Consider the following 24,976-nt stretch of genomic DNA (forward strand, 5'->3'; position numbering starts at 1 on the left):
ATAATTACGCGCTTTGTTTTGCTTTTAAACGTGCTAAACGAGCTACTTGGTGAGTAGATGTTAAGAACGAATAAATAGGTGCTAAGTAACCACGCTTACGAAGCTCTAAAAACTCTTCATCGCTAAGTGAGTTTAGTTTTTTCTCATCGATAAGGTAAATACCGTTAATGTCTTTTTTCTCGCCTTTAATGTCTACAGTTAGCGTTTGCGCTACTAGTAGCTCTTTATCAGCTAAGTATTTAGTGAATGCTTCTGTTACTTGAGAAAACTCAATGAAAGACACTAAAGACTCTTTACGACGCTTCAAGTACTCTGTTTCTTCGCCGTTTTCAAATAATGCATTACCTTCTTCTTCACCAACAAGTGAGCTGGCTTCGTCAATCACAATACCGTATTGATCTTGCTCAGGATGCTTTACTAGACCTAGTGGGTAACGCGTTGATGCCATAGGAGCAAAAGCTGCTGTCCATTTGCCATCTTCTACAAACAGGTTTTCGCCTGGCTCTAGACCAAACATTGCAACTGCTTGGAAAGTACCGCTTTCGTTGTTTTTAACAAAAGACATTGGAAATTCATTTGCTACGCGTGCAAACTCGTGTGCAACTACTGGCACTAAATGTTGAGTTTTCATAAATTCAACGTTGATGCCGTTTTGAATTTTAGTGTTGGCATGCTTTTCGTTGTGTAAAGGCTGTACTTGTTGCTCCGCCATGTTACTGCTCCGTTTATTTTTAATATATGTTTCATTGTTAATGCCTTTAGGCTAATGCTTTTGAACGAAAAAAGGAAGGGAAAGTTTTATGACAACCGTCATGAAAAAATAAAGTTTAACTAAATCTGTGCGTTGCTAAAAAATAGACAGCTAAAACCACCTGAATATGGTTAAAAACACCGCACCTCATGGTTGTTTTTAATACAACCTTATAAAAACCGTTAACATTGGTTAACAGTTAGCACTACTTTTTTTGCTACAAATAGCATTAAATTTAGGCAAATAAAAAGGCAGCTTAAAATAAGCTGCCTTTAAAGTGTGATTGAAAACCTAAATTAAGGCGCCCAATATACTTCTATATTAATGCTCGGGTGATTAAGCACTGCGCGAAGTGGCATATCGTTTACCTCGCCTCCCGCTTTAGCTTGCTTGTAAACCGCTAGCTTTTCTTCACCGCTTATAAGTAACTTGACCACTTTTGAGTTTGCTATTGCATTTAACGTTAGCGTCATGCGCTCTGTAATGCTGCCTGTGACGTCACTTTCTATAGCGTTAATAGCGCACACAGTTTGCTGGGTTGTTAAACCATGCTCAAGGCCCTGCGCATGTGGGAACAAAGACGCTGTATGGCCATCTGGGCCCATGCCTAATATAGTTACATCGTACGGTGCTTTTAAAGCACTATAAGCGGCTTCACATACTTGTGTGCCCTGCTCGGCCGTTGCGGCATCGTTTTTCATTGTAATGAAGTTTGCTGCACTGCCGTAATTTTGTAATAAAGTGCTTTTTATAAACGCTTCGTTACTTTTTTCATGGTTTGGCTCAACCCAGCGCTCATCCACCATGGCAACATCAACGTTTTGCCAATCTAAATCAAGCGTTGATAAATGCTTGTACGCCGGCGCAGGAGACGAACCACCCGATACCATTAGCACAGCACGGCCATCACTTTTAATACCATCACGTAAAGATTGCTCAAGCGTATGTGATAGCTCAGCGGTTAACTCACCTTTTGAGTCAAAAAATTTTTCAACAAGTGTTGCCATACCTTACGCCTTATCGCCTGTGTTAAACCACACGTGGTTGTTTTCAGCTAATAATTCATCAGCATCATCCGGTCCCCAGCTACCAGCACGGTAAAGTGCAGGTTTGCCTTTGGTTTGCCAGCGCTCAATAATTGGATCTATCCATTTCCATGCTTGGCGAACTTCGTCACGGTGTATAAATAACGATGGGTTATTAGCTGCAGCATCAAGCATTAAGCGTTTGTAAGCATCAGAATGGAAACCATTGCTGTACGCTTGAGAAAGCTCAATATTCATCGTTACCGGCTCTAATTGCATTTCAAGGTTATCAAGGCGCTTAGACATAAGCGTTAATTGAATCGTCTCTTCAGGTTGCAAGCGAATAACAAGGCGGTTTGGCTCAATATTACCTACGTTTCCTTCATAAATATTGTGCGATACTTTTTTGTATTCAACCACAATTTCTGCACATCGTTTAGCCATACGCTTACCTGTACGAAGGTAAAATGGTACCCCCGCCCAGCGCCAGTTATCAATATGTGCACGAATAGCAACAAAGGTTTCTGTTTTGCTTGAACCTTCATTAAGCTCTTCTAGGTAACCTGGTACAATTTTACCGTTTAAGTCGCCTGGTACATATTGACCACGAACGATATTTTCATCCACGTCACCTTCAAGTAACGGACGAAGTGCCTCTAGTACTTTTAGTTTTTCAGTACGGATACTGTTTGCGTTTAGTTTATTTGGTGATTCCATTGCCACTAAGCACAATAATTGTAATAAGTGGTTTTGCACCATATCACGCAGCGCACCGGCTTTATCGTAAAAACCAGCACGGCTTTCAAGGCCTACCGTCTCTGATAAACTAATTTGAATATTATCAATAGATTTGGCATCCCACATGTTTTCAAACAATGAGTTTGAAAAACGCAATGCCATAAGGTTTTGTACTGTCTCTTTACCTAAATAGTGGTCAATACGGAAAATTTGCTCTTCGTCAAAAAACTCTGCAATTTTACCATTGATAGCCTCTGCAGATTCGCCACAGTAACCAATTGGCTTTTCAACAACTACACGTGAAGTTGGCGTGATTAGCCCTTTCGTTGATAAAATTTCACAACATGTGCCGTAAACAGCAGGCGGAAGTGATAAGTAAAATACGCGAGATTTATTGCTGTCGTGCTCATCTAAAATGCCTTTAAGTACATCCCAGTTGTCGTCAGCTTCGGTTACGTTACTAACTACAGGCACTAAGTAAGTAGAAAATGCTTTCCAATCTTTAGCGTTATATTCGCCTTTACTTAAAAATTCTTTCAGGGCGTTGTGTGCTGTTTCTATGTAGTCAGCACGCTTACTTTCTTCACGCACTGTAGGCAGAATACGTGAGCCTTCTGGTAAGTTGCCTTCTTGATATGCTCTGTACATTGCAGGTAGCAATTTGCGTAACGCAAGATCACCACCGCCCCCAAAAATTATAATATCAAAAGGATTAAGCATAGTTACTCTCTACGTTTGTAATACCTAAAAGCGACTTCCATAAGCCGCTTGGTATGCAGGTTTAGTGCTTGAATGACAGTGGCTTTTAGGGTTAATAAAAGCCTATTGAATGTTTTACGCTAAGTTGTTGTGTTTATTATTTGACTATTTGCACAATTAAATGAGTCTTAGGAGTCCTGTAAATCCTCTCACAAAAATACAGGCCCTAAGAACTCCAGCGCTACCCGTTCAAAGGTACTCGGTTTGCTTATTTACATAAGCGAATATATTACTGCGTACGATGCTGCTTGTAGTACGCAATTAAGCCATTTGTTGAACTATCGTGAGCGTGTTTTACGCTGTCATCGGTTAGTTCGCTTTCAATTTTAGAGGCAAGGCCTTTACCAAGCTCTACACCCCATTGATCAAATGAGCAAATTTCTAAGATTATGCCTTGGCAGAAAATTTTATGTTCGTACAGCGCAATTAAGCGTCCTACTGTTTTCGCATCAACTGTATCTAGCAGTATAGATGTTGTAGGGCGGTTCCCCTGATGAATTTTATGATTTAGCAACTCATCAATTTGCGCTTGTGTTTTACCTTTTGCGGCTAAATCTTCAGTAATTTGCTGTACATCTACACCGCTCATCATTGCTTCTGTTTGCGCTAAAAAGTTAGATAATAAAATATCGTGATGTTTATCTACGGCTACCTGCGGCTTAACTGAAGCAATAAAATCAGCAGGTACAATCACATTACCTTGATGTAAACATTGATAAAACGCATGTTGGCCGTTAATACCGGTCATACCCCAAATAATAGGAACCGTTGTATAAGGTACGGTTTCGCCTGCAAAGTTAACATGTTTACCGTTACTTTCCATCTCACCTTGTTGTAAATACGCAGGTAACATATGAAGCGCTTGGTCGTACGGTAAAATAGCTTGCGACGTAAAGCCTAAAAAGCTGGTATTCCATACACTTAGTAGTGCCATTATAAGCGGAATATTTTGCTCAAATGGGGCTGTTTTAAAGTGCTCGTCCACTTCAAATGCGCCTTCTAAAATAGCTTCAAACGCGTCATAACCTAGGTATAACGCAATAGGTAAGCCTATCGCACTCCAAAGTGAAAAGCGACCCCCAACCCAATCCCACATAGTGAATACGTTTTCATCGCTAATACCAAAGGCTGCGGTTTTTTCTAAGTTTGTGCTAACAGCAACAAAATGCTTAGCAATGGCGCTGTCATCTTTTGCGGTTTGTAAAAACCAATCAACGGCCGTTTTGGCGTTAGTCATGGTTTCTGAAGTGGTAAATGTTTTTGATGAAATAACAAATAATGTTGTTTCTGGATCAATTACTTTTAACACAGAGGCAATTTGAACACCGTCAGCATTAGATACGTAATGCACGTTTAAAGTGTCATCTGCAAGTGCTTTAAGCGCTTCGGTTGCCATTTGCGGACCAAGGTTTGAACCACCCACGCCAATGCTTACCACATCTTTTACTGCTTTACCTGTATAACCAAGCCATTGACCGCTGCGTACTTTTTCAACAAAGGCTTTAATTTTTGCTAATTCGTTATCAACCGCTTGTGTTACGTCTTCGCCGTCAACAACTAAAGGTGTATGAGCACGATTACGTAAAGCAGTATGTAAAACAGAACGTTCTTCTGTAATATTAATTTTTTCACCGCTGAACATTTTGTCGCGCCAAGAGGCAATGTCACACTCTTTAGCAAGCTCGATGAGTTGTGCAAAAATAGTTTTATCAATACGCTGCTTTGAATAATCAAACAACACACCTGGAATTTGAGTAGAGAATTCATCAAATCGTGTATTATCTTGTGCAAATAACGTTTTTAGATGGGTTTGTTTCATCTGCGCAGCACTATTTTGCAGTGCTTGCCAACTTGCTAATTGCGAACGATTAGACATGTAAATATCCTCTAAAATATTTAAACTAATGATTTAAAAACAGTTTTAGGTAAAAAGACTTCGCTAATTGCGCGTAGTGCTAATAAAAAAGCAAGCGCGTAGTATAACGAAAAAAGCAATAAAAATGCTGTTTTTATAATTTATGATGCAGATAATAACGCAATTTTTTACTTTTGACACCGGTATCATAAAAATTTTATGAATTAATTACCCACAAATTTTAAGCATTTAACAGTTTAATCAACATTTATTAAATATTCATGAATTACGCATAAAATGCATGCGCGGCAGATGCCTGGCTATTAAAGTGGTTAAAACACTTACAAATTTAGGCCAAAAATTAGCTCATCAAGGCCAAGCCACCCGCTACGTTATAAATATTCTTAAAGCCTAACTGCTGTAAATTAGCTGCCGCAATTTTAGAGCGATTGCCACTTCTACACAATAAAATATAAGTATGCTGCGGGTTTAATTGATTTTGCACTATGGCGTTAGCCATACGGCTAAGTGAAATATTAAACGTATTGGCTAAAGGCGCGGCAAAAAGCGCCGCCACGTTAATTGCACCATGTTCATACGGTTCACGAGTATCAATTAAATACACATCTTTTTGCGTTAATAGCGTTTTGGCTTGTGCAAAGTCTAGCTGCTTGGTGTGTGATTGGACCGCTGCTTGTACATAGCCACACAATTGGCTACTAGTTTGTATATGCAGCTGATCGTGTTGTGCTTTTAGCTGCACAAATTGCGCTGTATTTATTTCTTCATTTAATAATGGGTTAAGCAAAGGCGTTTGTGCGCGTACTGTACGCCAGTTTATGGCAAAGCATTGCTGATAGTCATGCCCAGAACAAATAACCGTATCATCACTTATTTGCTCGCCAAGGCTAATAAGCGAGTGTGCCATTTGTGTCGCACTCCCCCCTTCAAGCGAGGTATTACCAAGCCCTGCCGGTAAAATTAAATCGCCACAAAAACAATAATCAACATGGTTTGTGGCGCGCTCTTTTAATAAATAACTCACACTGTCTTTGCTGTGCCCTGGGGTTGGCTTTGTGGTTAGCGTTTTTGTACCAAGCTCAATGCTATTTTGCATCGTATGTGTTGTGCCCAGTACTTCATTTAACAAAGCCACTGCGCTTGGGCGATCTTGGTGATGGTGGGTATCTAAAATTGCTTTTACGTTGAGCTGTTGTGTGCTTACTATGTTTTCAAAGCGCGGAATAAGCTCTATTACCGGGTCAATAATAACGGCGCTGTTGTCGTCACTCACATACAGCCAACTACACGCCCCTTTATGTCTAAACTGTGTTAATCCCAGCGCGCACACTTCTTGCTTTGGCGACGCACTATCAGAAACTATTAAGCAATTGGCCTCTAATACCGCCTTTAGCGAGCATATACGTTTGCATGCTTGGCTAATTTGCGCTTGTGTTGCAGCAGGCCCAAACGACAACCTAATGGCGTTTTCACTTTGCCAATTAGTGGCTCCCATTGCATCAAGCACAAAACTACGCGTTGCACCGGTACTGCACGCCGAGCCACCACTGACTCTAATGCCTGCTGCGTCAAATAAATCAATAACCTCTTTGGAGGTAAGCGTATCGACAGCAAAATTAAGGGTGGTAGGCACAGAATGTGAAAACTCGTGATTAAAGGTTATATCTCCAAAGGTACTTTTCAGCGCATTAAGTAGTTGTGCTCGATAGCTATTTAATACCTCAACCGACTTAAATGTGTCGTCGTTTTGATCTAGCAGCAAGTTAAACAATTTATTAAGCCCTGCTATGCCTGGTAAATTTTCGGTGCCAGAGCGCATGCCGCTTTCTTGCCCGCCCCCCGCAATAAATGGTGTGTAGGCGCTGCCATTTTTAATATATAAAAAACCAATTCCCTTTGGTGCATACAGTTTATGGCCCGAAAACGGGGCATAATCTATACTGGTACGGCTAAGCGCGAGCGTCTGTTTACCTAAAGCTTGTACACAATCAACCATCCAAGATACTGACTTATTACGACTACGAATAGTATGCTCAATAGCGTTTAGGTCTTGATAAACACCGGTTTCGTTATTAACCGCCATGGTACAAATCATTAGCGCGTTATTTATGTGCTCACTAATAAACGCTAAATCTAAAACCCCTTTGCTATCAACAGGAATAGCCAGTAATTGGGCGTTAATACCTAAAACGCTATTCCAATGTTTTAACGTATTAGGCACCGCTTTGTGCTCAGTTGCCCCGTACAATAATACAGGGTTTTTAATCGTATGATTTTTAGCATGAATGAGCGTTGATACAATGGCTGTTTGTATGCCCTCTGTCGCGCCTGAGGTAAAAAGAATATCGCCATCGGGCGCGCCAATCACTTTACGTGCATTTTGCCTTGTTTGTTCTAATAAGTACTTAGCTTGTATACCGCTAATATGGGGGCTAGAGGGGTTACCAAAACAAATTTGCATGGTGTGCGACACCACATCGGCAATACAGGGTAAAACAGGCGTTGTAGCGTTTGCATCAAGATAAACTTGGGCAGCTTGTTCATCGTGCAATAAAAACTCAGACATTAAAAACGCACCTTTATTACTAAAAAATATATCTTATACCCAATAGTACATAAGTTTATTCACATTGGGTAATAATCAATTAGTAACTTAGGTGCGTTTACTATGCTTTTTTAAACTAAAAGTATATTGCGTTACTCTGCCAGCTCTTTTGCTATTTCTTCGTGTGTTGATGACCAGGCATTAATTAATGCTTTTACAAGTGATGCTAAAGGTATAGCAAAAAACACGCCCCAAAATCCCCATAAGCCACCAAAAAATAGTACTGCAACAATTATAAATACCGGGTTTAAGTCAACCGCCTCGGAAAACAACAAGGGCACTAATACATTACCATCGAGCGCCTGAATAATTCCGTATATTATTAACACCGTCCAAAACTGTGTTTCGATACCAAATTGAAATAACGCCACCGCTGCAACCGGTATGGTAACTAATGCAGCGCCAACAAACGGAATTAAAACCGAAAACCCAACCAGTACACCAAGTAACGCTGCATAACGTAAATCAAGTACAGTAAAGGCAATAAACGAGGTGCCACCCACAATTAAAATTTCGAATACTTTACCGCGAATATAATTCATTATTTGCTGATTCATTTCGTGCCACACTTGCAAAATCAACCGGCGCTGCTGCGGAATAAGCTTAGCGGCACTACTTGTAAGCTCAAGCTTGTCTTTAAGCATAAAAAATACCAGTAAAGGTACAAGCACCAAATAAATAAGCCATGCCACAACATCTTTTAACGAAGTGAGTGAAAACGACACGATAACTTGACCAAACTCCAACGCCTTGGCCTCTACACTGGCTACAATAGCTTGGACCTGCTCGGCATTTATTAAACTAGGGTATTGCTGTGGTAAGGCCATTAAAAATGACTTCCCTTGCTCTACCATGTGCGGGGTTTCTTGTACTAAATTACTAGTTTGCTTCCAAAGTACTGGGCCAATAACCAAAATAAGGGTAAGCATAACCCCGGTAAATATCAGCATCACAATAACAGTGGCACTAAAACGTTTTAAACCAAAGCGCTCTAAGTGCACCACCGGCCAATCAAGTAAATAAGCAATCACTAATGCTACTAATACAGGAACAATTAACGAGCCAAAAAAGTACAGTAGTGCCACAGAGGCAATGAGTAAAAAAAGTAAGGTGACTGAATGAGGATCTGAGAATTTCCTTTCGTACCATGTTTTAACGTATTCAAACATGCAATGGCTCCACTAGTATTAGTCCTTGGTATTGATCAAATTTATATGTATATGCATTTTTTGTTAAAAAACGCGTAATATCATCTGCGCTTTCGTCGTTATTTATACTAAACGTTATTGCCTTATTAGTTGACTGCGCACTACGAAGCGCTAATTTAAATTGTACAAACTGTTGTGGGCATTTAAATTTTTTTAAATCGCACTCTAACATAACTACTTTACCCGCTAAGTAAAATGAATAATAAGTCGCATATTGTCGGTCATTGTATTTATAAAATGTGAACAGCAGTAACTTTTTCTTAAAACCACCCCTGCAATGGTTTATCCTTATACCATAATTAGCAGTAAGGATAAGTTAATGCCTGGCACGCATAATAAAGCGCAACTACCTAGTAATCCAACTCTCAAAGAGATTAATTGGTACAAAAAGCAGATAAACTGGGGAGAGCTCCCGCCTTTTTATCATCTTGTTGCTTCTTCGGTCAGTGAGTCTGAAGGAATATTGGAGCACGGATTTGATAATGCTGTAAAAAGCTTAATTAATAAACGCAATTGGAACTTAGACTTACTTGATGGCTATGAAGATGATTTTGGTGAAATACACACCAAGCATAAGCCGCGTATAGCACTGCACCAAGTATTTACCGACCGTGGCTTTGAGCTTTGGGCGCAACCCTATGCTAAAGACATTATTATTGATCAGTACGTTAAAGATAACCGCTTTATGGAGTTTAAAGTATGGGATCCGCATTCAATGAAAAACCTGATCCGCATAAATCAGCTCCATAAGTTTATTGGCTTTTATTTTGAGCGCGGCGACAAGGCCGATAAAGCCATTATTTTACATGCACATAAGGTAGTACATAAAATTATTAAATTTTTGCAACAGGAATTGAACGTTGTAAAGCTTGATGGAGTCACAATAAAAGAACTCTACCAATTGTGCGAAAAAGACAGCCGTGCAAGCAGCGATGAAATTGACATAGCAAAAATTGCCATTGGTGAACAAATTAACAAGGAATAAAATGCAGCTAAAATCAGCCTTTATCACTTTATGCAGTGCCGCGCTTACCTTTAGCCTACTGGTTAGTGAGCCGTTAAAGGCACAAACAAACTTTACGCTACCCGATTTAGGCACGTCTGCGCTACAAGTTTTGCCACTTGAAAAAGAACAAGCCATTGGCGAAGTGATGATGATGCAAATAAGAGGCTCATCACCGGTAGTAAACGACCCCGTTTTAGACGAATACTTAACCACACTTGGCCGAAAACTAGTAGCTAATGCAAACGACGTGCGTTTTCCTTTTTCGTTTTTTTGGGTAAATAACAACGAAATTAACGCCTTTGCTTTTTACGGCGGGCATGTTGGTGTGCATACTGGGCTTATTGCGCAATCAGATAACGAAAGCCAATTTGCCTCTGTACTTGGGCACGAAATAGCGCACGTAACTCAGCGCCATTTAGCTCGTCGTATTCAGCAACAGCAAGACAACAGCGCACTGACGATTGCAGGCATGATAGCCGGTATATTAGCCACCGTTGTTGCTCCCGATGCAGGTATTGCTATTATTTCGGCTAACCAAACTCAAGCTGCGTTTAGCCAACTAACTCACAGCCGTGCTGCCGAGCAAGAAGCCGACAGAATTGGTATGCAAACCCTTAATAACGCCGGTTTTGACGCCCGCGCATCGAGTGAGTTTTTAACTAAACTTGCAGCGCAAATAAGATATAAGTACAAGCCACCCGCTTTTTTACTCACTCACCCCTTACCAGAGAGCCGTGTATCTGACGTACGCCTGCGTGCAGAGCAATACCCTGTACGCCATTTAAACCCAAGCCTTGAGTTTAATTTAGCAAAAAGCCGTGTACTTGCCCGTTATGCCAACAAACCCGAAAATGCCGAAGCGTTGTTTAAAAAGTTAATGCGCGAAAACAGTTACAACAATACCGCGCTTAAATACGGCTTGGGCATAAGCTTACTTGATCAAGATAAACTAGATGAAGCCGCCGAAATTTTAGAGCCGCTATTAGCGCAAAACCCTAAAAATTTATTTTATATCGATACCCATACCGATTTACTAATAGCGCAAAAAAAAGCCGACGAAGCCGTAAAGTTTTTGGCTGAACTAAACAACTATCGCCCTAACAACCAAGTTATTACTTTAAATTATGCAAATGCGGCACTAGAGGCTGAGCAGTTTGAATTAGCTGAAAATATTTTAAAAAGCTTTTTACTTGAAAAGCCTGATCATAGCTTAGGCAAACAGCTATTAGCCGATGCCTATAAAAAACAAGACAAGCTTGCAGCTTATCACGAAGCCAATGCTGATGTGTTATCGCAATATGGCGCGTATATTAAAGCCGCAGACGAAATCCAAAAAGCACTTAACTTCGTAGAACCCACTGAGCTGGTTAAACAACAACGCTTAAAAGCCTTGCTTACTCAGTATCGCCGTTTACAAAAAGAGCTGGCAAGACTTTAAGTCTGTCAGCGCTTGCCCTAAAATAGCGGCAAATTACATTTTGGAACTCATTGTATGTCAGTTACTATTTATCATAATCCACGTTGTTCTAAGTCGCGTGAAACTCTAGCATTACTTGAACAAAACAGCGTAACACCAAGCGTAGTAGAGTATTTAAAAACACCGCTTAACCATGAACAAATTAGCCAACTTTTAGAGCAATTAGGCTTCAGCTCAGCTCGCCAGCTAATGCGCACAAAAGAAGATGTATACAAAGCGCTTAACCTAAAAGAAGAAACCAACGAGTCAGTGCTAATAAACGCCATGGTAGACAACCCTAAACTTATTGAACGCCCTATTGTACAAAACAACGGTAAAGCAGCCCTTGGCCGCCCGCCTGAAAACGTATTAAGCGTATTATAATGACGACCCGCATTGTTGTGCTGTACCACTCAAGCCATGGCTCGGTTGAGGCTATGGCGCACGAAATAGCCGAATCTATAGAACAACAGGGTGCCACAGCCGAGTTGCGTACCTTTGTTGCTAAAAATCCGCACGATATAGTCATTACCAAAGATGATTTAATCAATTGTGACGGCCTTGCTTTTGGCACCCCTACCCGCTTTGGTATGATGGCATCGCAAGCAAAAACATTTTGGGAAACCACCAGCGATCTGTGGCTAAAAGGTCAATTAATAGATAAGCCAGCCTGTGTGTTTTCATCGTCAAGCAGTATGCATGGCGGAAATGAAGCCACCTTACTTAATTTATCATTGCCGCTACTACACCACGGTATGATGTTATTAGGGGTACCTTACGAAGTACCTGAGCTACTAGCCACGCAAACTGGCGGCACACCTTACGGGGCGACGCATGTAGCCGGCAGCAGCAATACTAATACCTTAAGTAAAGATGAAATTAAAATATGCCAAAGCGTTGGTAAACGCCTTACTCACATTGCGAGAAAACTTCAATGAATACCGCTGACACCCCTGCTAAAAAGCCGATTACTGTAAAATTTCAGCGCACCGCTATATTTGGCTATGTGGGTTTATTACTTTTATTTCCACTGTGGATGTACTTTGTACCTCCGCTAAATGGCAACGCAAGTTTTGTATCGCTGTTTGTGCCTATTATTCCTTTACTGTTGCCCTTAAGAGGCTTTATTAAAGACAACACCTACACTTACGCATGGGCTAACTTTGTTGTTATGTTGTACTTTATACACGGCTTGACCATGTTATGGGCTGCACCTGATGAGCTAATATGGGTGTTATTAGAGCTTGTGTTTGCCTCTGCCATGTTTATTGGCTGCACGTATTACGCAAGGCACCGTGGGCAAGAGCAAGGCTTAAAAATACGTAAGCTTAAAGAAGAGCTCGCAGAGGAAAAAGCTGCTAACGAATACAATAAATAATGCTTATTCGCAAAATTAAGTATTTAAGTTGAAAGTTGAAAGTTGAAAGTTGAAAGTTGAAATAATACCAATCCGCATAAGTAAGTGATCTATTTTGAGGATGGAAAAACGTGTTGATAGCAAGGCAAAAAATTCGCTATTTAGTTGTTCTCGGCAATTGCTCCTGCATTGCTCTACCTTCTGCATCCATGCAGTCGTAAATGAGAGTTTTTTAACGCAGATAGCGACACGTTTAGCCCCGCAAAATGATTAGATATTATTGCGGATTGATATAATAGCTTATACATACAAAAAAACGCGCTTAACATAACAATGTAAGCGCGTTTTTTTAGGCTTTTAGTTTGCTAAGCGTTATACCAGTTCGCTCAGCGCAGCGAGAGCAACTATACTGGCTAATCCAAGCTGTGCTATTAAGCTCAACAACGAAAAAACGCGCAACACAAATAATCCCCACGGGTGCTTTATATGCGGATAGAGCGCACAGCGCTTTAAGCTCGCCGCAAAGAAAAAACACACCGATGCAATCAATGTAAAAATTAAAGTCAGTTCACTTTTTATGGCAATGCTTTCATCAAAAAAGAAATAGAGCTGCAATGGCAATAAAATAGTGACAATTGCGTGTAAGGCGTGCACCTTTTTAATACGGTTAAATTGCCCTTCTGGCGAAAGCTCTTTTATACCAAAGTCACGTTCAAGGCATTTAACTAAATTAGTTGCTTTAATACTTACTGCTAACCGGTAACAGCTTAAACCCTCGTTATTACGTGCTCTAAAGTCGTAGCCTGCTTTTAGTAATAACACCATTAACGTTTCGTTTTTGGCCAGTACTGCATAATGCAGTGCAGTATTACCTAAAGTGTCTTGCGCTTTTTGATCTTGTTTAGAAAGCAATGTTTCTATCACATTTACATAGCCTTTTTCGGCTGCCCACATAAATGCTGTTTTATTGTTTTCATCAGCCAAGGTACCGGTAGCACCTTGCTCAATAAAACGCATCGCCATGGTTTGCTTTGCGCTTTTTTGACTTAAATGAGCAAGTAATGCTTTTTCAAGCAATACAATAGAATCAACATCAGGCGATACTTGCGTTAATAGCGTAAAATAGTCTTTACCGTTTGCTACTTTTTGACTGGCAAGCTCTGTAAGTTCATTTAAATCGGCGACCGATTCAGGTAAAAAAGCACTTAAACGCTCTCTAAAATCAACTTCTTGCCAGAGCGCTAGTGTATCGTGTGCACTTAATTTGCTACCACTGTTTAGGGCATGCTCTATTAACGAAAAATAGCGTTTACTAAATAATAAGCTAAACAACGAAAGGGGCGTATCAAGTGCGTTTTGCGCCGCCACACTGGCGTATTTTTCTAAGCGCTGGCACAGCATTAGTGCCATGGACTCGCTGGTGTATTCGTTATCTAAATAATGATTTTTGACAGCAGCAATGTAAGCGTGCGCATCTTCGTCATATTCACTAATATGCTGAAAATAACACTCTTCAAAAGGTTCAAGCGGGGTTAACCATATCAAATAGTAAATGGGTGGTAGCACAGTGGTGCATACACCGTCATCTTCAATAGTAGAACGACATGCAGGCCAAGCTTCTAAAGCATCTAAAATAAAGGCACCGTTTTGTTCTACAAGTCCTTTAATAAGTAATGGGTATTCCTTTGGCCAAATCAGTACATTTTCCATTAAAACAGCACAACTCCAGTGTAGCTTGATGAGGCGTCAGTTATAGCAGTTTTTAGCTGACACCACGCTTAATCGACGTGGTGATATTCTATCACACCTTTTTTTTGCTGCGAGCTTAAAGTAGATGAATATTAAGAAAATATAAAAGCAGCCAATACACTAAAGTGCGGCTGCTTTTTTGGTTGGAGGGGGTCTTAATCAGGGAGTGAACTATTTATTTTTTAGTTCACTAATTACTTGCTCTAAGCCAACATCAGAAATACGTTGAATAATCTCTTTTTGCTTAGCGCTTAAAAGCGAAATACCTTCGGCAACAATGTCGTATACTTTCCATTGTTGGTCTTTACCTTGGCGCAGCTTAAAATGCAGATCAATTACAGGCGCGTTTGGCTCAATAATTTGCGTTTTAACCGTAGCGTACTCAGAGTCACTTTTAGCGGTATCTTGTTCAAATACCACTTGCTGGCCGGTGTACTTCATAAGCGCACCTGCGTAAGTGCCTGTTAAGTAATGCTCTACTGCATCAATAAAGCGAACAGCTTGCTCACGCTCAATACCTTTTATGTGTTTACCAAGCAATTTAAACGACACAAACTTAATATCTATATTTGGCATTAAACGCGTCTCTACAATGCGCGCCATATCGGCTTTGCTCGCATCACCTTTTGCATTTACTTTAGCAATGTCGCTAAAAAGCGTATCTGCAACGCCCTCAAGCATATGTTGAGGTGACTGCGATGTTTGCGCAAATAACGCGCTGCTAAATAAGGTAGCAGCAATAAATAGAGTGTTAAAAAGTTTCATAAGCGTGACCATGTGTGTGATTAAGATGTAGCTAAATTACGCGATTTTAACTCACAAAAAAAGACACAAAAAAGCACCTTATTAATGCCAAATTTGCACCAATAAAATAAACTATTAAATTTCAGTCAGTTAAGTACCCCCTGTTAACACCCCATAAACAAGCGGTATTTTGTCCTCATTGAAAATGTAAATACCCCGCCCTTATCATTTAATTACTAATTCGACTCACACAGCAATTTGGCAGTTATGAAAACGGTATATAAAACTTTCACTATTACTTTATTTTTAATTATTTCAGTATGGGGTAAATCGGCGTTTGCACAGTCTAATCACGGTTACGCCGTAGATATTCTCAAAGGCGAAGGCAACGTGAATGGCGTTAAGCTGGCTTATCAATATCATGCCCCTAGCTTACAAAACTTAGTAGGCGATGCGCGCTTTTATTTTGAAACCAGCGTTAATATGTGGGAATACCGCCATGGTGACAACTCGCAATCTAATCTTGTGTTGGCTATGTCGCCCGTGCTGCAATTTCCTGCTTTTAGTTTTCATAATACCCCATTTTATATTGAGGCAGGTATTGGTGTATCGCTTATTGATGAGACTAAATTTGCGGGTAAAAACATTAGCACTCACTATCAATTTGAAGACCGTATTGGCCTAGTTGCAGACTTTGGCCACACTAACGTAGCGCTTCGGGTTATTCATTACTCAAACGCCGGATTTAAAGAGCCTAACCCGGGTTTAAACTTTTTAACGCTTTCAGTCGCAAGGCGCTTTTAGTATATCCTCGCAACGAGTATCAATTTACCACTTAAAAATGTTAAGCATTAGGGTAAATTGAAATAACTAGTAAAAAAGCCCTGATAAATCAGGGCTTTTTATAATTAAAATACGCTACTAGCCAACTAACCAATGCGCCATTAAGGCAATAACCGGCAACGTAATAAGTGTACGTAAAATAAATATAACAAACAGCTCAACAATATTTACCGGTATTTTACTGCCCAGTAAAAGTGCGCCAACCTCAGACATGTAAATTAGCTGAGTTACGCTCATTGCGGCAATAATAAAGCGCGTTATATCGCTTTCAATGGTGCCCGCAGCTAAAATTGACGGAATAAACATATCGGCAAATCCCACCATAATAGTTTGTGCCGCGGCCTGTGCCTCGGGTACTTGTAACCACTCTAAAAATGGCACAAACGGCATACCTAAATACTGAAATACCGGCGTGTACTCAGCAATAATAAGTGCAAATGTTCCTACGGCCATTACAACAGGCAGTACACCAAACACCATATCAAGGGCATTATGCACGCCCTCTTTTAAAGTACCTTTAAAACCTAATGAATTATTGGCTTTAGCTAATGCAACATCCAGCGAATGACCCACTAAGGTTTTGCCATTTGGAATAGCTTCTGCATCGCGATTTGGCTCGCTGCCATCAATGAGTAAATCTTTTTTAAAACGAAGTGGCGGTAAACGCGGCACAATAATAGCGGCAACCACACCGGCTAAACACACGGTGGCATAAAATGGGGCAAATAAGTGCTCTAATTTTACTTGGCCTAAAACCACTAAGCTAAAGGTAATTGAAACCGCCGAAAACGTAGTACCAATAATAGCCGCTTCACGTTGCGTGTAGTGTTTTTGGTCGTACTGCCTTGCAGTCATAAGTATGCCTACACTGCCATCACCTAACCACGACGCAGTACAGTCAACCGCACTTCGCCCTGGTACGCCAAATACTGGGCGCATAATTTTTGTAAGCATGGTGCCTGCAAGCTCTAATAACCCAAAATTAATTAATAATGGCAGTAATAAGCCGGCTAGTATAAATACCGAAAACAACACAGGTAATAAATCATTTAATACCAAAGCGCCTGTGTTTGCTGAGGTAATTGCCTCGCTCCCTAACCCTAAATGGGTCATTAGCACAAATGCCATACCAAATAAGCGCACTACCAGCCAAATTATGCTTACATCAAACAAGTGTTTTAATAAAGGCGACTGGTAAATAGCGGCGGGTTTAAATACTCTAGTGATCACCGACATAACGCCAGTAATACAAATAATTAAGGTAATAATAGCTTGCGCGGAGCCCGCCATAAGCGCTTGCACGCCTTTAGCCATTAACGCAATAGGAATGGTCATCCCGTCGGCGGTAGGAATAGGTGTCATAAACAAAAAAACACCAATTAACGACGGTACTAAAAAAGTAAACCAAGTGCGCCACGTATAGTGTGTGCGAGGAGGTAACTGAGACATATTTTTTAACCCATAAAAACTACAAAAAGAGCAAAGCGCTCTTTTTGTAGTAAAAGTTTATTATTAATTATTTAAATTTTAATGCCGCGCTGTATAAGTGCTGCTTCTAACGCTTGCTGTAAACCGTTCATGGTACCAGGCTCAAGTGTTTCACCTTTGTCGTCCATCCAGGTCAAACTTGTACCGCCTTCTTTAGTTTTACTCACTAAAATTTGGTATTGCCCTTCTTCAATAGGAAGCTGCGCAACTTCGTCGCCCCAAATTGAATCCCATACACTGCTTTGTGGCTTGTTGTAGTCGGCAGTTATTAAGCCAGTGTCAGTTTTAATCTCAACAATAGTAAACGATAAACGCTCTAAAAAGCCCGAGAAACGATCAAATACTGCATCGTATGATTGCTCAGTAACAAGTGCAGCATTGCCTTTGTTATCAAAGCCCATTTCAAGCGAGATAATTCCTTGGCGCTTACGGTTTTCTAATTCTAACTGGCGGTAGCGGTAATCAAACTCAGCCACAACTTGGTTAAGCGCGCGCACTTCTAGTTGCTGCTTAAGCAAATCGGTTAAGGTGTCATCGCCTTTAAAATCGATAAGCTCAGCGCGCAACGACGCAGTACGCTGATGCGATTTTTCTTCAATTGTGAATCTAAAACGCTCTTGGTTTTCGCTTACCTCATCGCCCCATAACCAGCTTTCTTCCGCTTTAATTATGGCATACCAATCGGTTTCGATAATACCAAGTAGCTTATCTTCTTTTGTGGTCGTTGCATTACTTTCGGCAATAACCGCTTTAATTGAATCCCAAACAAATTCATCTAAATCAACTATTCCGTCGTTTTTATCAAAGTAAACGCGAGCTTTTTTGTCGCCCTCTTCTACCCAGCTACCTTTAGCAACAGTTAAAACCTGTGCTGGTGGACGATAGTTTGTTGCCTCAGGATTGTTATCGTATTGGCCCACATCCATTTTATAAACCGGATCTTGCGCGGGTTGCGATAACGATGGCGGAGTTTTAACACCTTCGTGGGTACGATAATTACGTTCGTTGTGCGCTTCATTAATAAAAACATTACACCCTGATAAACTTACCAATACACTCACTGCAAGTGCTTTTGGGATCCAATACTGCACAGATATTTCTCCTTAGCATACCCTTTAATTGTTTTACACGTATATGAGTGGGTAATACCGAATTTGGTTCAGTGTAAAATCAACATTAACTTTACATTTATTATTTGGCTGTCTAATTGCAATAAAGTTCACACCTTGGTGTTATAAAATCTATAACAACAAAAAGACAAATTTTAGCTATGGTACTTTCCTGTGCCTGTAAAAACAAGGAACACAATGCTATAAAGCGCCTTTAATTAAGCACCTATGTAGTTTAGAGCACTTTTTGTGTTAAACTTCGCCGCCATGCAACGTATTGTATGGGCAAAGGGCTATACCAACTCGGTTGTTATATTTCAAAAAACGTAGGTATTAAACTTCATGACTGCATTTTCAAATCATCAAATTGTTTTAACCGCTATTGGCGAAGATAGACCGGGAATTGTAAGTGAACTTACTCAGCTTGTAAGTGATTGTCATTGCAACATAGTAGATAGCCGAATAGCCATTTTAGGTAGCGAATTTACTTTTACCATGCTACTGAGCGGCGATATGTCGGCCATTAGCCGCATAGAGCACACTTTGCCTACTAAAGGCATGGAGCTGGGCCTACTCACCATGATGAAGCGCAGTACCACTCGCCACACCGAAAGTGAGTTTTGCGCAGGCTACACCCTTGAATACACTGGGATAGACACCCCAGGTACACTAAGCAAAGTAACGCGTTTTTTTGCCGATCACCACATTAGTATCTGCTCATTAAAGTCAGACACCTACGATGAAGAAAGCGACACTAAAATGCGCTGCGAAATTGAGTTTAATATTCCAGTAGAGGTTGATATAGACCAATTTAAAGTGACCTTTGAAAACCTTTCGCACAGTCTTAACGTAGATTATATTTTTAAACGAATTCGCTAAGGAGCACAGCATGAACAAAATTAGTCCATTACAAGCCGGTGATACAGCACCAGAATTTAGCTTACAAAACCAAAACGACGAAACAGTCACATTAAGCGAGCTGTTAAAAGAGCAACAAGTACTGGTGTACTTTTACCCAAAAGCCTCTACACCAGGGTGTACGGTTCAAGCCGAGAACTTACGTGACCAACAAAGTGAACTTGCTAAATTTAATACCCGTGTTGTCGGTATTAGCCCAGATCCAATCAAGCGCCTTAAAAACTTCGAAACTAAAAAAGAACTTAATTTTGATTTATTAGCTGATGAAGATCACGCCATTGCAGAAGCATTTGGTGTATGGGGCTACAAAAAGTTTATGGGTAAAGAGTACGATGGTATTCACCGTCTAACATTTTTAGTAGGCCAAGACGGTAAAATTAAACACTTATTTGATAAATTTAAAACCAAAGATCATCATCAAGTGGTGTTGGATTACTTAGCGGCGGAATAAGTAAGCTATCAGCTATCAGCTATCAGCTATCAGCTATCAGCTATCAGCTATCAGCTATCAAAAAATAGAAAAAAGCGTTGCTCTAGGGCAACGCTTTTTTATTGACGTTTGTTTGAGTACAGCTGCACGTTACATAGTTAATTAACTATATGCGCCACTTGAATATATAAGCTCGTAACTGTGGCTATAAATTTCTAAAATATTGCCAAACGGGTCTTCCATGTAAATCATGCGGTATGGTTTTTCTCCTGGGTAATAATAACGCGGCGCTTTCATACGCTTTTTACCGCCCGCAGCCACTATTTTATCAGCGAGGCCTTCTACATCAGGGTCTTGTACGCATAAATGAAATATCCCCGTTTTCCAATACTCAAAATTATTTTTAGGGTTTTGCTGATTTTTAAATTCAAATAACTCAACGCCCACCCTATCACCTGTTGATAAATGAGCTATTTTAAAGCTGCCCCACCCAGCACCAAATACATCTGTGCACATTTCACCAATGGGTGATTTATCTTCTGTTATTTTTGTAGGCTTCATAATTAAATACCAACCTAGCAGCTCAGTGTAAAACTTAACGGCTTGTTCTAAGTTTGGCACTGACACACCAATATGCGAAAACGTGCGCGGGTAAGGCATTGGCGAATCGGCTAAGCCATTTTCTTGCCCGCCTTTACCAGCCACTTGCAGGTTGGCATTAGCATTTAAACCTGTAAACAGCATAGGCAGTGCTGCAGCACCCAACCCTGCTGCCGATAACTTCATGAAGTCTCTACGGTTTAACTCTTTTTTATTCATGGCATGTTCCTTAACGGCAAGGGCGTTAAAAGTAATTAAAGGGGATTAATTAGCCATAATAAATGAATGTAGTGAGGACAAAAAATTATCAAATATGATATTTATGATTACGTTTTGTGATGATGGTTGGAACATATTTATTATTTTACTGCGGCTCTATAAATATTCAGGTTCTGCCATACATCATCCGCAACTAAAAAAATTAGGTATAACATCTACAAGCTGAGCGCCTGATTTCAACGCAACCTTTATACTTGCCGCATTTTTCTCTAGGCACCTAAATTCGATAAATTTAGCATGAGTGCTCGTGAGTAGCTGCGGAGCTTTTGAAATGATTTGACTAATAATCCCGTTACCATGAGCGTTTTGAGCTAACCAATAGCCTAATTCAGCAACTGCCGAATCGGGACATATTGATTTAATAGCAAATACACCACAAAACTTACCCTTAAAGTTTATTTTGAACCATCGTGAACCACTTTTTCCGCTATTTACTCGTTCAAAAATATATTTATGGGCCGACGCTATGTCTGATACACCTTTAACCCAGTAAAGATATTTTGCTAAATTAATACGGTTTTCATTAACTAATCTTAAAACATCGGGAGCATCACTTTCTAATAAAGGAGAGAGCTTTATGTCTTTTGACATTTTTATATGTAAGTACTTTTCCATTTAACTTTTGATCTCCGTATATCCTTAATTACACTTTAAAATACCCAAAATAAACTTTAAGTGGCTAAATACCAATCTATTTGATAAAAAGATAAAAAGATAAAAAAGGAGAATTTAATTTTGAGTAAGGCAATCAAGTTTAGAGTGTATTTAGTCGCATTGATTATATGTATTATTGGCTTTATGTTTTCACCAGTGAGTAGCCAGTTTTATACAAACCCGTTTTATATTGGCAGTTTTATTTTTGCAATCACGCTAATTGTGAATGTTATTAATTACTTTTGCCCAAAGTGTAAGAAAAACCAAGTAATGCAATCAGCTACTAGCTATCGCCTGCCAAAAAATAAATGCTATCACTGTGGGGAAGAAATTAACTAGCCTTTTCGGATGGCGCTTCGCTTATCCGACCTACGTGTTTAATAAGCTAATGTGTTGCTTAATATAAAGAGTGAGTAAAGGTATATAGTGTTGGGTTTCGTTACACTCAACCCAACCTACTAATACTGAGTCAATAATCAGAACCGTAAAGATCAAAACAAAAAGAGCTGAATGATTTTATGAATGAGTTAGTTAATCCGTGGTAAAAACTTTAAAACAACGATTTAGTAATATCGACGCTACTTTTTTATTTGCTGTTGTGTTTACAATTCTATTAAGTGTTGGTGTTACTTGGCTAATGATTTCTTACCTTTTTAGGGAAATAATCCAAGGAATTTTATACCCATATAGTAACTATCCAGTAATAATATCGTCTACCGCTGATATTTTAATGATTCCCGGCAGTATAGTTTTATGGCTGGGGTCATTTATCGGTGTTTTAGATATTTTATCGAAGTTATTTAAAAAGCCTATTTATGAAAAAGTAAAAATGAAATTAGGACAAGCTATTGGTGTAATGCTAGTAGTCTCATTAGTAACGCTTATTGCGAATTATGTAACTTGGCAAATTGCAGCTCGCGCTAATGGTTATACCCAGTGCACAAGTGGCAGTAAACTTTTAGTTGGGAGCAAAACGTCTTCAGTGTGGAGTAAAGAAGAGTATTTATGCTACGACTACAATGTAGACAAACTTTTACCTACAGGCACTCATGAGCAAGTGCTTGAGGTAGCTGAATATCTAAAGAAAGATTAAATAAAAAGCGTTGCTACCCTTGCTGAGCTTTTAGCAGAAACCAATTTATTTTTACGGTATTCAATTTTTTGTGTCGGATGGCGCTTCGCTTATCCGACCTACGTGTTTAAATAAGCTGGTGTAGTGGTTTATATAAAGAGTGAGTTGTGGTGTTGGGTTTCGTTTCACTCAACCCAACCTTGTATCTACGTAATATAACTTAACGCCGAGCAGCTTATCGCTTAAAGCTAAGCACTTACAGCTGCCCTTGCCCTTTAGCTAATTCCTAAATACTTATGTACTTGCACCGATAGGCGCCAGTTTTTGGCAATACAGGTGTCGATGGCTAATTTGGTGGCTGACACTTTTTGGCTGATTGGCTGTAAATAAACAAGCTTAGGGTTAACACCTGTTTTGGCAAATAGCTCTTCAAGCTCTTCTACGTGCTTTTGCATGGCTATTGGGTGTTTTATTTCGTTTGCGCGCTTCATGGCGCTGGTAAGTACTTCGTAACCGCCGCGCATGTTTATTTTAGGCGATACGGTAACCCATGTTTGCTCTGGGGCAAGTATTTCAAACGTGCCGCTGGTTTCTATTTGCGTAGTAAAGCCGTTATCGTGCAGCAAGTTACACACTGGGTTTAAGTCGAACATGCATGGCTCGCCACCGGTAATAACCACGTGTTTTGCGTTGTAACCACGCGATTTAAATAACTCAAGTACTTGCTCGGCGCTGGCATCGGCCCAGTGATCTGAGTCGGCTTTTTTTTCTACCGTTTCATCAAGGGATACTTTGTACACGTTATCTACTTCCCAAGTTTGTTTAGTATCACACCATGCACAGCCCACAGGGCAGCCTTGCAAACGCAAAAATATTGAGGGTGTGCCGGTAAAACTTGCTTCACCTTGGATGGTTTCAAACACTTCATTAATTTTGTACAAAAGAGATCTCACTTACTGCCTAGCTGCAACATTGCTACTATAAAAGACGAAAAAGCGCTGCCCAAAAATTGTTATTTAAGCTGCGGCCGTGTAGTATATCGCGCCCTGATATAAACCTCTATTAAAACTAAAGAGCAATCCAGATATGACGCAAAAAGTAGTTGTTATTTATTCCGGCGGTATGGATTCGTTTACCGTATTAAATAAAGCCTTACAACAAGGCCATGATGTTTATGCCCTTTCATTTGACTATGGTCAGCGTCATGTTAAAGAGCTTGAAGTGGCTGCAAACGTGTGTAAAAAGCTTAATGTTCCACATAAAATTGTAGATATATCAGCAATTAATCAGCTTATTGGTGGCTCATCACTCACTGATGATATTGATGTACCCGAAGGTCATTACGAAGAAGAAAGCATGAAAAGCACCATAGTGCCTAATCGTAATATGATTTTGCTTTCGCTGGCGGTTGGTTACGCAGTGTCTTTAAAAGCTAGCAAAGTATATTATGGCGCGCATTCGGGCGATCATGCTATTTACCCTGACTGCCGCCCTGAGTTTGTGCAAAAAATGGATGATGTATGTCGTATTGCGAATTACGACGCTGTAGAAATTTTTAGCCCGTACCTAAATAACACCAAAATTGATATTTTAACCGACGGCATAAAAATGGGCTTAGACTACAGCCAAACATGGACTTGTTATAACGGACGCGAAAAAGCCTGTGGTAAATGTGGCGCCTGCCAAGAACGTTTAGAGGCATTTAAGCTTAATAACGTCACTGATCCAATCGAGTACGAATAACACTAGTTATGGGGTTTTCAGTGAAAGCACGGTTAACTTATTAGCGATGAACGCAAAAAGGCTATCATTTCGATAGCCTTTTTTGTTTTTACTGAAAGTTAAAGCCAGCGTTTAACTTTGTTTTTATACTCGGTGAATTCTTGGCCAAATAATTTAGTTAGTGCTCGCTCTTCTGGGATTATTTGAAAAAGCGTTAAATACGCAATAAAACCAATAATGCATAACAGTGCCCACAGCGAACTAAGCCATATACCCCACCCTGCTAAAATAAATGCAAAACCAACATACATAGGATTGCGCGAAATTTTATAAATGCCGCTAGTTACCAACTTTGATGCTTGCTCGGGCTTATTAGGGTTTACTGTAGTACGGGCAAGCTTAAAGCTAACCACCCCGGCAATACAAAATACACAGCCAATGATTACCAGGCTTGCTGCTAAATAGGTAATAAACGCTGTAAAATCAATAACACTATAATGCGCGATTAAAGCCATAATGCCTGCAAAAACCAAGACTACAATAACCGGTGGAATTTTATTATTTAACATAGCAACTCACTGTATTAC

25 protein-coding genes and 1 pseudogene are annotated in these 24,976 nt (G+C 40.0%); 10 read left to right on the forward strand and 16 right to left on the reverse strand.

Going from position 1 to position 24,976, the window contains the following annotated elements; genetic code table 11:
* Window positions 1–4: 4 nt before the first annotated feature.
* The 7 genes from WDB87_RS09410 to WDB87_RS09440 form a co-directional block, all read right to left on the reverse strand.
* A complete protein-coding gene (locus tag WDB87_RS09410; RefSeq protein ID WP_286244750.1) occupies window positions 5–712 on the reverse strand; it encodes a SapC family protein in 708 nt (235 codons plus the stop codon).
* Between the two features lie 335 nt (window positions 713–1,047).
* A complete protein-coding gene (gene pgl, locus WDB87_RS09415; protein ID WP_286244751.1) occupies window positions 1,048–1,758 on the reverse strand; it encodes a 6-phosphogluconolactonase in 711 nt (236 codons plus the stop codon).
* A gap of 3 nt (window positions 1,759–1,761) precedes the next feature.
* Complete coding sequence (gene zwf, locus WDB87_RS09420; protein ID WP_286244752.1) at window positions 1,762–3,234, reverse strand: glucose-6-phosphate dehydrogenase; 1,473 nt, start codon at window positions 3,232–3,234, stop codon at window positions 1,762–1,764.
* A 268-nt stretch (window positions 3,235–3,502) separates the two neighbouring features.
* Complete coding sequence (gene pgi, locus WDB87_RS09425) at window positions 3,503–5,149, reverse strand: glucose-6-phosphate isomerase (protein WP_337849736.1); 1,647 nt, start codon at window positions 5,147–5,149, stop codon at window positions 3,503–3,505.
* Window positions 5,150–5,489: 340 nt separating this feature from the next.
* Window positions 5,490–7,715, reverse strand: a complete 2,226-nt coding sequence (locus WDB87_RS09430; RefSeq protein ID WP_286244754.1) for an aminotransferase class V-fold PLP-dependent enzyme — start codon at window positions 7,713–7,715, stop codon at window positions 5,490–5,492.
* Between the two features lie 131 nt (window positions 7,716–7,846).
* Window positions 7,847–8,923, reverse strand: coding sequence for an AI-2E family transporter (locus tag WDB87_RS09435; protein WP_286244755.1), 1,077 nt, complete (start codon window positions 8,921–8,923; stop codon window positions 7,847–7,849).
* Window positions 8,916–9,134, reverse strand: coding sequence for a hypothetical protein (locus tag WDB87_RS09440; protein WP_337849737.1), 219 nt, complete (start codon window positions 9,132–9,134; stop codon window positions 8,916–8,918). Before WDB87_RS09440 ends, WDB87_RS09435 begins: the two co-directional genes overlap by 8 nt.
* Window positions 9,135–9,281: 147 nt before the next feature.
* Here WDB87_RS09440 and WDB87_RS09445 point away from each other — a divergent pair, with 147 nt between their 5' ends.
* The 5 genes from WDB87_RS09445 to WDB87_RS09465 are packed head-to-tail and all read left to right on the forward strand — an operon-like array spanning window position 9,282 to window position 12,802.
* Window positions 9,282–9,947: a hypothetical protein gene (locus tag WDB87_RS09445; protein WP_004589173.1), complete on the forward strand. Its 666-nt coding sequence runs from the start codon at window positions 9,282–9,284 to the stop codon at window positions 9,945–9,947.
* Between the two features lies 1 nt (window position 9,948).
* Complete coding sequence (locus WDB87_RS09450) at window positions 9,949–11,406, forward strand: M48 family metalloprotease (RefSeq protein ID WP_286244757.1); 1,458 nt, start codon at window positions 9,949–9,951, stop codon at window positions 11,404–11,406.
* A gap of 54 nt (window positions 11,407–11,460) precedes the next feature.
* Window positions 11,461–11,808, forward strand: coding sequence for an arsenate reductase (glutaredoxin) (gene arsC, locus WDB87_RS09455; RefSeq protein WP_337849738.1), 348 nt, complete (start codon window positions 11,461–11,463; stop codon window positions 11,806–11,808).
* A complete protein-coding gene (wrbA, locus tag WDB87_RS09460; RefSeq protein WP_286244759.1) occupies window positions 11,808–12,362 on the forward strand; it encodes an NAD(P)H:quinone oxidoreductase in 555 nt (184 codons plus the stop codon). The genes arsC and wrbA overlap by 1 nt, the downstream gene beginning before the upstream one ends.
* Window positions 12,359–12,802, forward strand: a complete 444-nt coding sequence (locus tag WDB87_RS09465) for a DUF2069 domain-containing protein (RefSeq protein WP_004589169.1) — start codon at window positions 12,359–12,361, stop codon at window positions 12,800–12,802. Before wrbA ends, WDB87_RS09465 begins: the two co-directional genes overlap by 4 nt.
* Before the next feature lie 351 nt (window positions 12,803–13,153).
* On the opposite strand, the gene WDB87_RS09470 is transcribed toward WDB87_RS09465, so the two are convergent.
* Window positions 13,154–14,491, reverse strand: coding sequence for an ankyrin repeat domain-containing protein (locus tag WDB87_RS09470; protein ID WP_286244761.1), 1,338 nt, complete (start codon window positions 14,489–14,491; stop codon window positions 13,154–13,156).
* A 210-nt stretch (window positions 14,492–14,701) separates the two neighbouring features.
* The gene (locus tag WDB87_RS09475) at window positions 14,702–15,295 is read right to left on the reverse strand and encodes an MlaC/ttg2D family ABC transporter substrate-binding protein (RefSeq protein WP_286244762.1); all 594 of its coding nucleotides are present in this window, start codon (window positions 15,293–15,295) and stop codon (window positions 14,702–14,704) included.
* Window positions 15,296–15,541: 246 nt separating this feature from the next.
* Here WDB87_RS09475 and WDB87_RS09480 point away from each other — a divergent pair, with 246 nt between their 5' ends.
* Window positions 15,542–16,078: an acyloxyacyl hydrolase gene (locus WDB87_RS09480; RefSeq protein WP_286244763.1), complete on the forward strand. Its 537-nt coding sequence runs from the start codon at window positions 15,542–15,544 to the stop codon at window positions 16,076–16,078.
* Window positions 16,079–16,195: 117 nt separating this feature from the next.
* On the opposite strand, the gene WDB87_RS09485 is transcribed toward WDB87_RS09480, so the two are convergent.
* A complete protein-coding gene (locus tag WDB87_RS09485) occupies window positions 16,196–17,566 on the reverse strand; it encodes a YjiH family protein (RefSeq protein ID WP_337849739.1) in 1,371 nt (456 codons plus the stop codon).
* Window positions 17,567–17,637: 71 nt separating this feature from the next.
* Window positions 17,638–18,696, reverse strand: coding sequence for an outer membrane protein assembly factor BamC (bamC, locus tag WDB87_RS09490; RefSeq protein ID WP_286244765.1), 1,059 nt, complete (start codon window positions 18,694–18,696; stop codon window positions 17,638–17,640).
* A 360-nt stretch (window positions 18,697–19,056) separates the two neighbouring features.
* Between bamC and WDB87_RS09495 the strand changes: the two genes are divergently transcribed.
* Both WDB87_RS09495 and bcp read left to right on the forward strand, forming a co-directional pair.
* Window positions 19,057–19,593, forward strand: coding sequence for a glycine cleavage system protein R (locus tag WDB87_RS09495; RefSeq protein WP_286244766.1), 537 nt, complete (start codon window positions 19,057–19,059; stop codon window positions 19,591–19,593).
* A gap of 10 nt (window positions 19,594–19,603) precedes the next feature.
* On the forward strand, window positions 19,604–20,083 hold the full coding sequence (gene bcp, locus WDB87_RS09500; RefSeq protein ID WP_337849740.1) for a thioredoxin-dependent thiol peroxidase: 480 nt from the start codon (window positions 19,604–19,606) through the stop codon (window positions 20,081–20,083).
* Window positions 20,084–20,224: 141 nt separating this feature from the next.
* On the opposite strand, the gene WDB87_RS09505 is transcribed toward bcp, so the two are convergent.
* The 3 genes and pseudogenes from WDB87_RS09505 to WDB87_RS09510 form a co-directional block, all read right to left on the reverse strand.
* Window positions 20,225–20,722, reverse strand: coding sequence for a lactoylglutathione lyase family protein (locus WDB87_RS09505; protein ID WP_337849785.1), 498 nt, complete (start codon window positions 20,720–20,722; stop codon window positions 20,225–20,227).
* Between the two features lie 87 nt (window positions 20,723–20,809).
* Window positions 20,810–20,881: pseudogene (locus WDB87_RS15745) on the reverse strand (twin-arginine translocation signal domain-containing protein); the annotation flags it as partial.
* 183 nt (window positions 20,882–21,064) lie between these two features.
* Window positions 21,065–21,556, reverse strand: a complete 492-nt coding sequence (locus WDB87_RS09510) for a GNAT family N-acetyltransferase (protein WP_337849741.1) — start codon at window positions 21,554–21,556, stop codon at window positions 21,065–21,067.
* A gap of 577 nt (window positions 21,557–22,133) precedes the next feature.
* Between WDB87_RS09510 and WDB87_RS09515 the strand changes: the two genes are divergently transcribed.
* Complete coding sequence (locus tag WDB87_RS09515) at window positions 22,134–22,688, forward strand: hypothetical protein (protein WP_337849742.1); 555 nt, start codon at window positions 22,134–22,136, stop codon at window positions 22,686–22,688.
* 254 nt (window positions 22,689–22,942) lie between these two features.
* Here the strand turns inward: WDB87_RS09515 and queE are convergent, their stop codons facing one another.
* On the reverse strand, window positions 22,943–23,608 hold the full coding sequence (queE, locus tag WDB87_RS09520) for a 7-carboxy-7-deazaguanine synthase QueE (protein WP_286247733.1): 666 nt from the start codon (window positions 23,606–23,608) through the stop codon (window positions 22,943–22,945).
* A 145-nt stretch (window positions 23,609–23,753) separates the two neighbouring features.
* Here queE and queC point away from each other — a divergent pair, with 145 nt between their 5' ends.
* A complete protein-coding gene (gene queC / locus WDB87_RS09525) occupies window positions 23,754–24,410 on the forward strand; it encodes a 7-cyano-7-deazaguanine synthase QueC (RefSeq protein WP_286244771.1) in 657 nt (218 codons plus the stop codon).
* 98 nt (window positions 24,411–24,508) lie between these two features.
* Here the strand turns inward: queC and WDB87_RS09530 are convergent, their stop codons facing one another.
* Window positions 24,509–24,958 (reverse strand): methyltransferase family protein, encoded by a 450-nt coding sequence (locus WDB87_RS09530; RefSeq protein ID WP_337849743.1) that lies wholly within the window; start codon window positions 24,956–24,958, stop codon window positions 24,509–24,511.
* Between the last annotated feature and the right edge of the window lie 18 nt (window positions 24,959–24,976).

The sequence above is a fragment of the Pseudoalteromonas sp. C12FD-1 genome, assembly GCF_037414265.1.
GTDB lineage: Bacteria > Pseudomonadota > Gammaproteobacteria > Enterobacterales > Alteromonadaceae > Pseudoalteromonas.

What these genes read in the sequence shown, in the direction of transcription:
- WDB87_RS09440 (WP_337849737.1), bottom strand. Translation starts at nt 9,134, where the DNA reads ATGTTAGAGTGCGATTTAAAAAAATTTAAATGCCCACAACAGTTTGTA.
- WDB87_RS09505 (WP_337849785.1), bottom strand. Translation starts at nt 20,722, where the DNA reads ATGCCTTACCCGCGCACGTTTTCGCATATTGGTGTGTCAGTGCCAAAC.
- WDB87_RS09495 (WP_286244766.1), top strand. Translation starts at nt 19,057, where the DNA reads ATGACTGCATTTTCAAATCATCAAATTGTTTTAACCGCTATTGGCGAA.
- WDB87_RS09530 (WP_337849743.1), bottom strand. Translation starts at nt 24,958, where the DNA reads ATGTTAAATAATAAAATTCCACCGGTTATTGTAGTCTTGGTTTTTGCA.
- wrbA (WP_286244759.1), top strand. Translation starts at nt 11,808, where the DNA reads ATGACGACCCGCATTGTTGTGCTGTACCACTCAAGCCATGGCTCGGTT.
- WDB87_RS09410 (WP_286244750.1), bottom strand. Translation starts at nt 712, where the DNA reads ATGGCGGAGCAACAAGTACAGCCTTTACACAACGAAAAGCATGCCAAC.
- queC (WP_286244771.1), top strand. Translation starts at nt 23,754, where the DNA reads ATGACGCAAAAAGTAGTTGTTATTTATTCCGGCGGTATGGATTCGTTT.
- WDB87_RS09430 (WP_286244754.1), bottom strand. Translation starts at nt 7,715, where the DNA reads ATGTCTGAGTTTTTATTGCACGATGAACAAGCTGCCCAAGTTTATCTT.
- WDB87_RS09465 (WP_004589169.1), top strand. Translation starts at nt 12,359, where the DNA reads ATGAATACCGCTGACACCCCTGCTAAAAAGCCGATTACTGTAAAATTT.
- WDB87_RS09435 (WP_286244755.1), bottom strand. Translation starts at nt 8,923, where the DNA reads ATGTTTGAATACGTTAAAACATGGTACGAAAGGAAATTCTCAGATCCT.
- WDB87_RS09485 (WP_337849739.1), bottom strand. Translation starts at nt 17,566, where the DNA reads ATGTCTCAGTTACCTCCTCGCACACACTATACGTGGCGCACTTGGTTT.
- pgl (WP_286244751.1), bottom strand. Translation starts at nt 1,758, where the DNA reads ATGGCAACACTTGTTGAAAAATTTTTTGACTCAAAAGGTGAGTTAACC.
- WDB87_RS09445 (WP_004589173.1), top strand. Translation starts at nt 9,282, where the DNA reads ATGCCTGGCACGCATAATAAAGCGCAACTACCTAGTAATCCAACTCTC.
- WDB87_RS09475 (WP_286244762.1), bottom strand. Translation starts at nt 15,295, where the DNA reads ATGAAACTTTTTAACACTCTATTTATTGCTGCTACCTTATTTAGCAGC.
- WDB87_RS09510 (WP_337849741.1), bottom strand. Translation starts at nt 21,556, where the DNA reads ATGGAAAAGTACTTACATATAAAAATGTCAAAAGACATAAAGCTCTCT.
- WDB87_RS09480 (WP_286244763.1), top strand. Translation starts at nt 15,542, where the DNA reads ATGAAAACGGTATATAAAACTTTCACTATTACTTTATTTTTAATTATT.
- WDB87_RS09450 (WP_286244757.1), top strand. Translation starts at nt 9,949, where the DNA reads ATGCAGCTAAAATCAGCCTTTATCACTTTATGCAGTGCCGCGCTTACC.
- zwf (WP_286244752.1), bottom strand. Translation starts at nt 3,234, where the DNA reads ATGCTTAATCCTTTTGATATTATAATTTTTGGGGGCGGTGGTGATCTT.
- bcp (WP_337849740.1), top strand. Translation starts at nt 19,604, where the DNA reads ATGAACAAAATTAGTCCATTACAAGCCGGTGATACAGCACCAGAATTT.
- arsC (WP_337849738.1), top strand. Translation starts at nt 11,461, where the DNA reads ATGTCAGTTACTATTTATCATAATCCACGTTGTTCTAAGTCGCGTGAA.
- WDB87_RS09470 (WP_286244761.1), bottom strand. Translation starts at nt 14,491, where the DNA reads ATGGAAAATGTACTGATTTGGCCAAAGGAATACCCATTACTTATTAAA.
- pgi (WP_337849736.1), bottom strand. Translation starts at nt 5,149, where the DNA reads ATGTCTAATCGTTCGCAATTAGCAAGTTGGCAAGCACTGCAAAATAGT.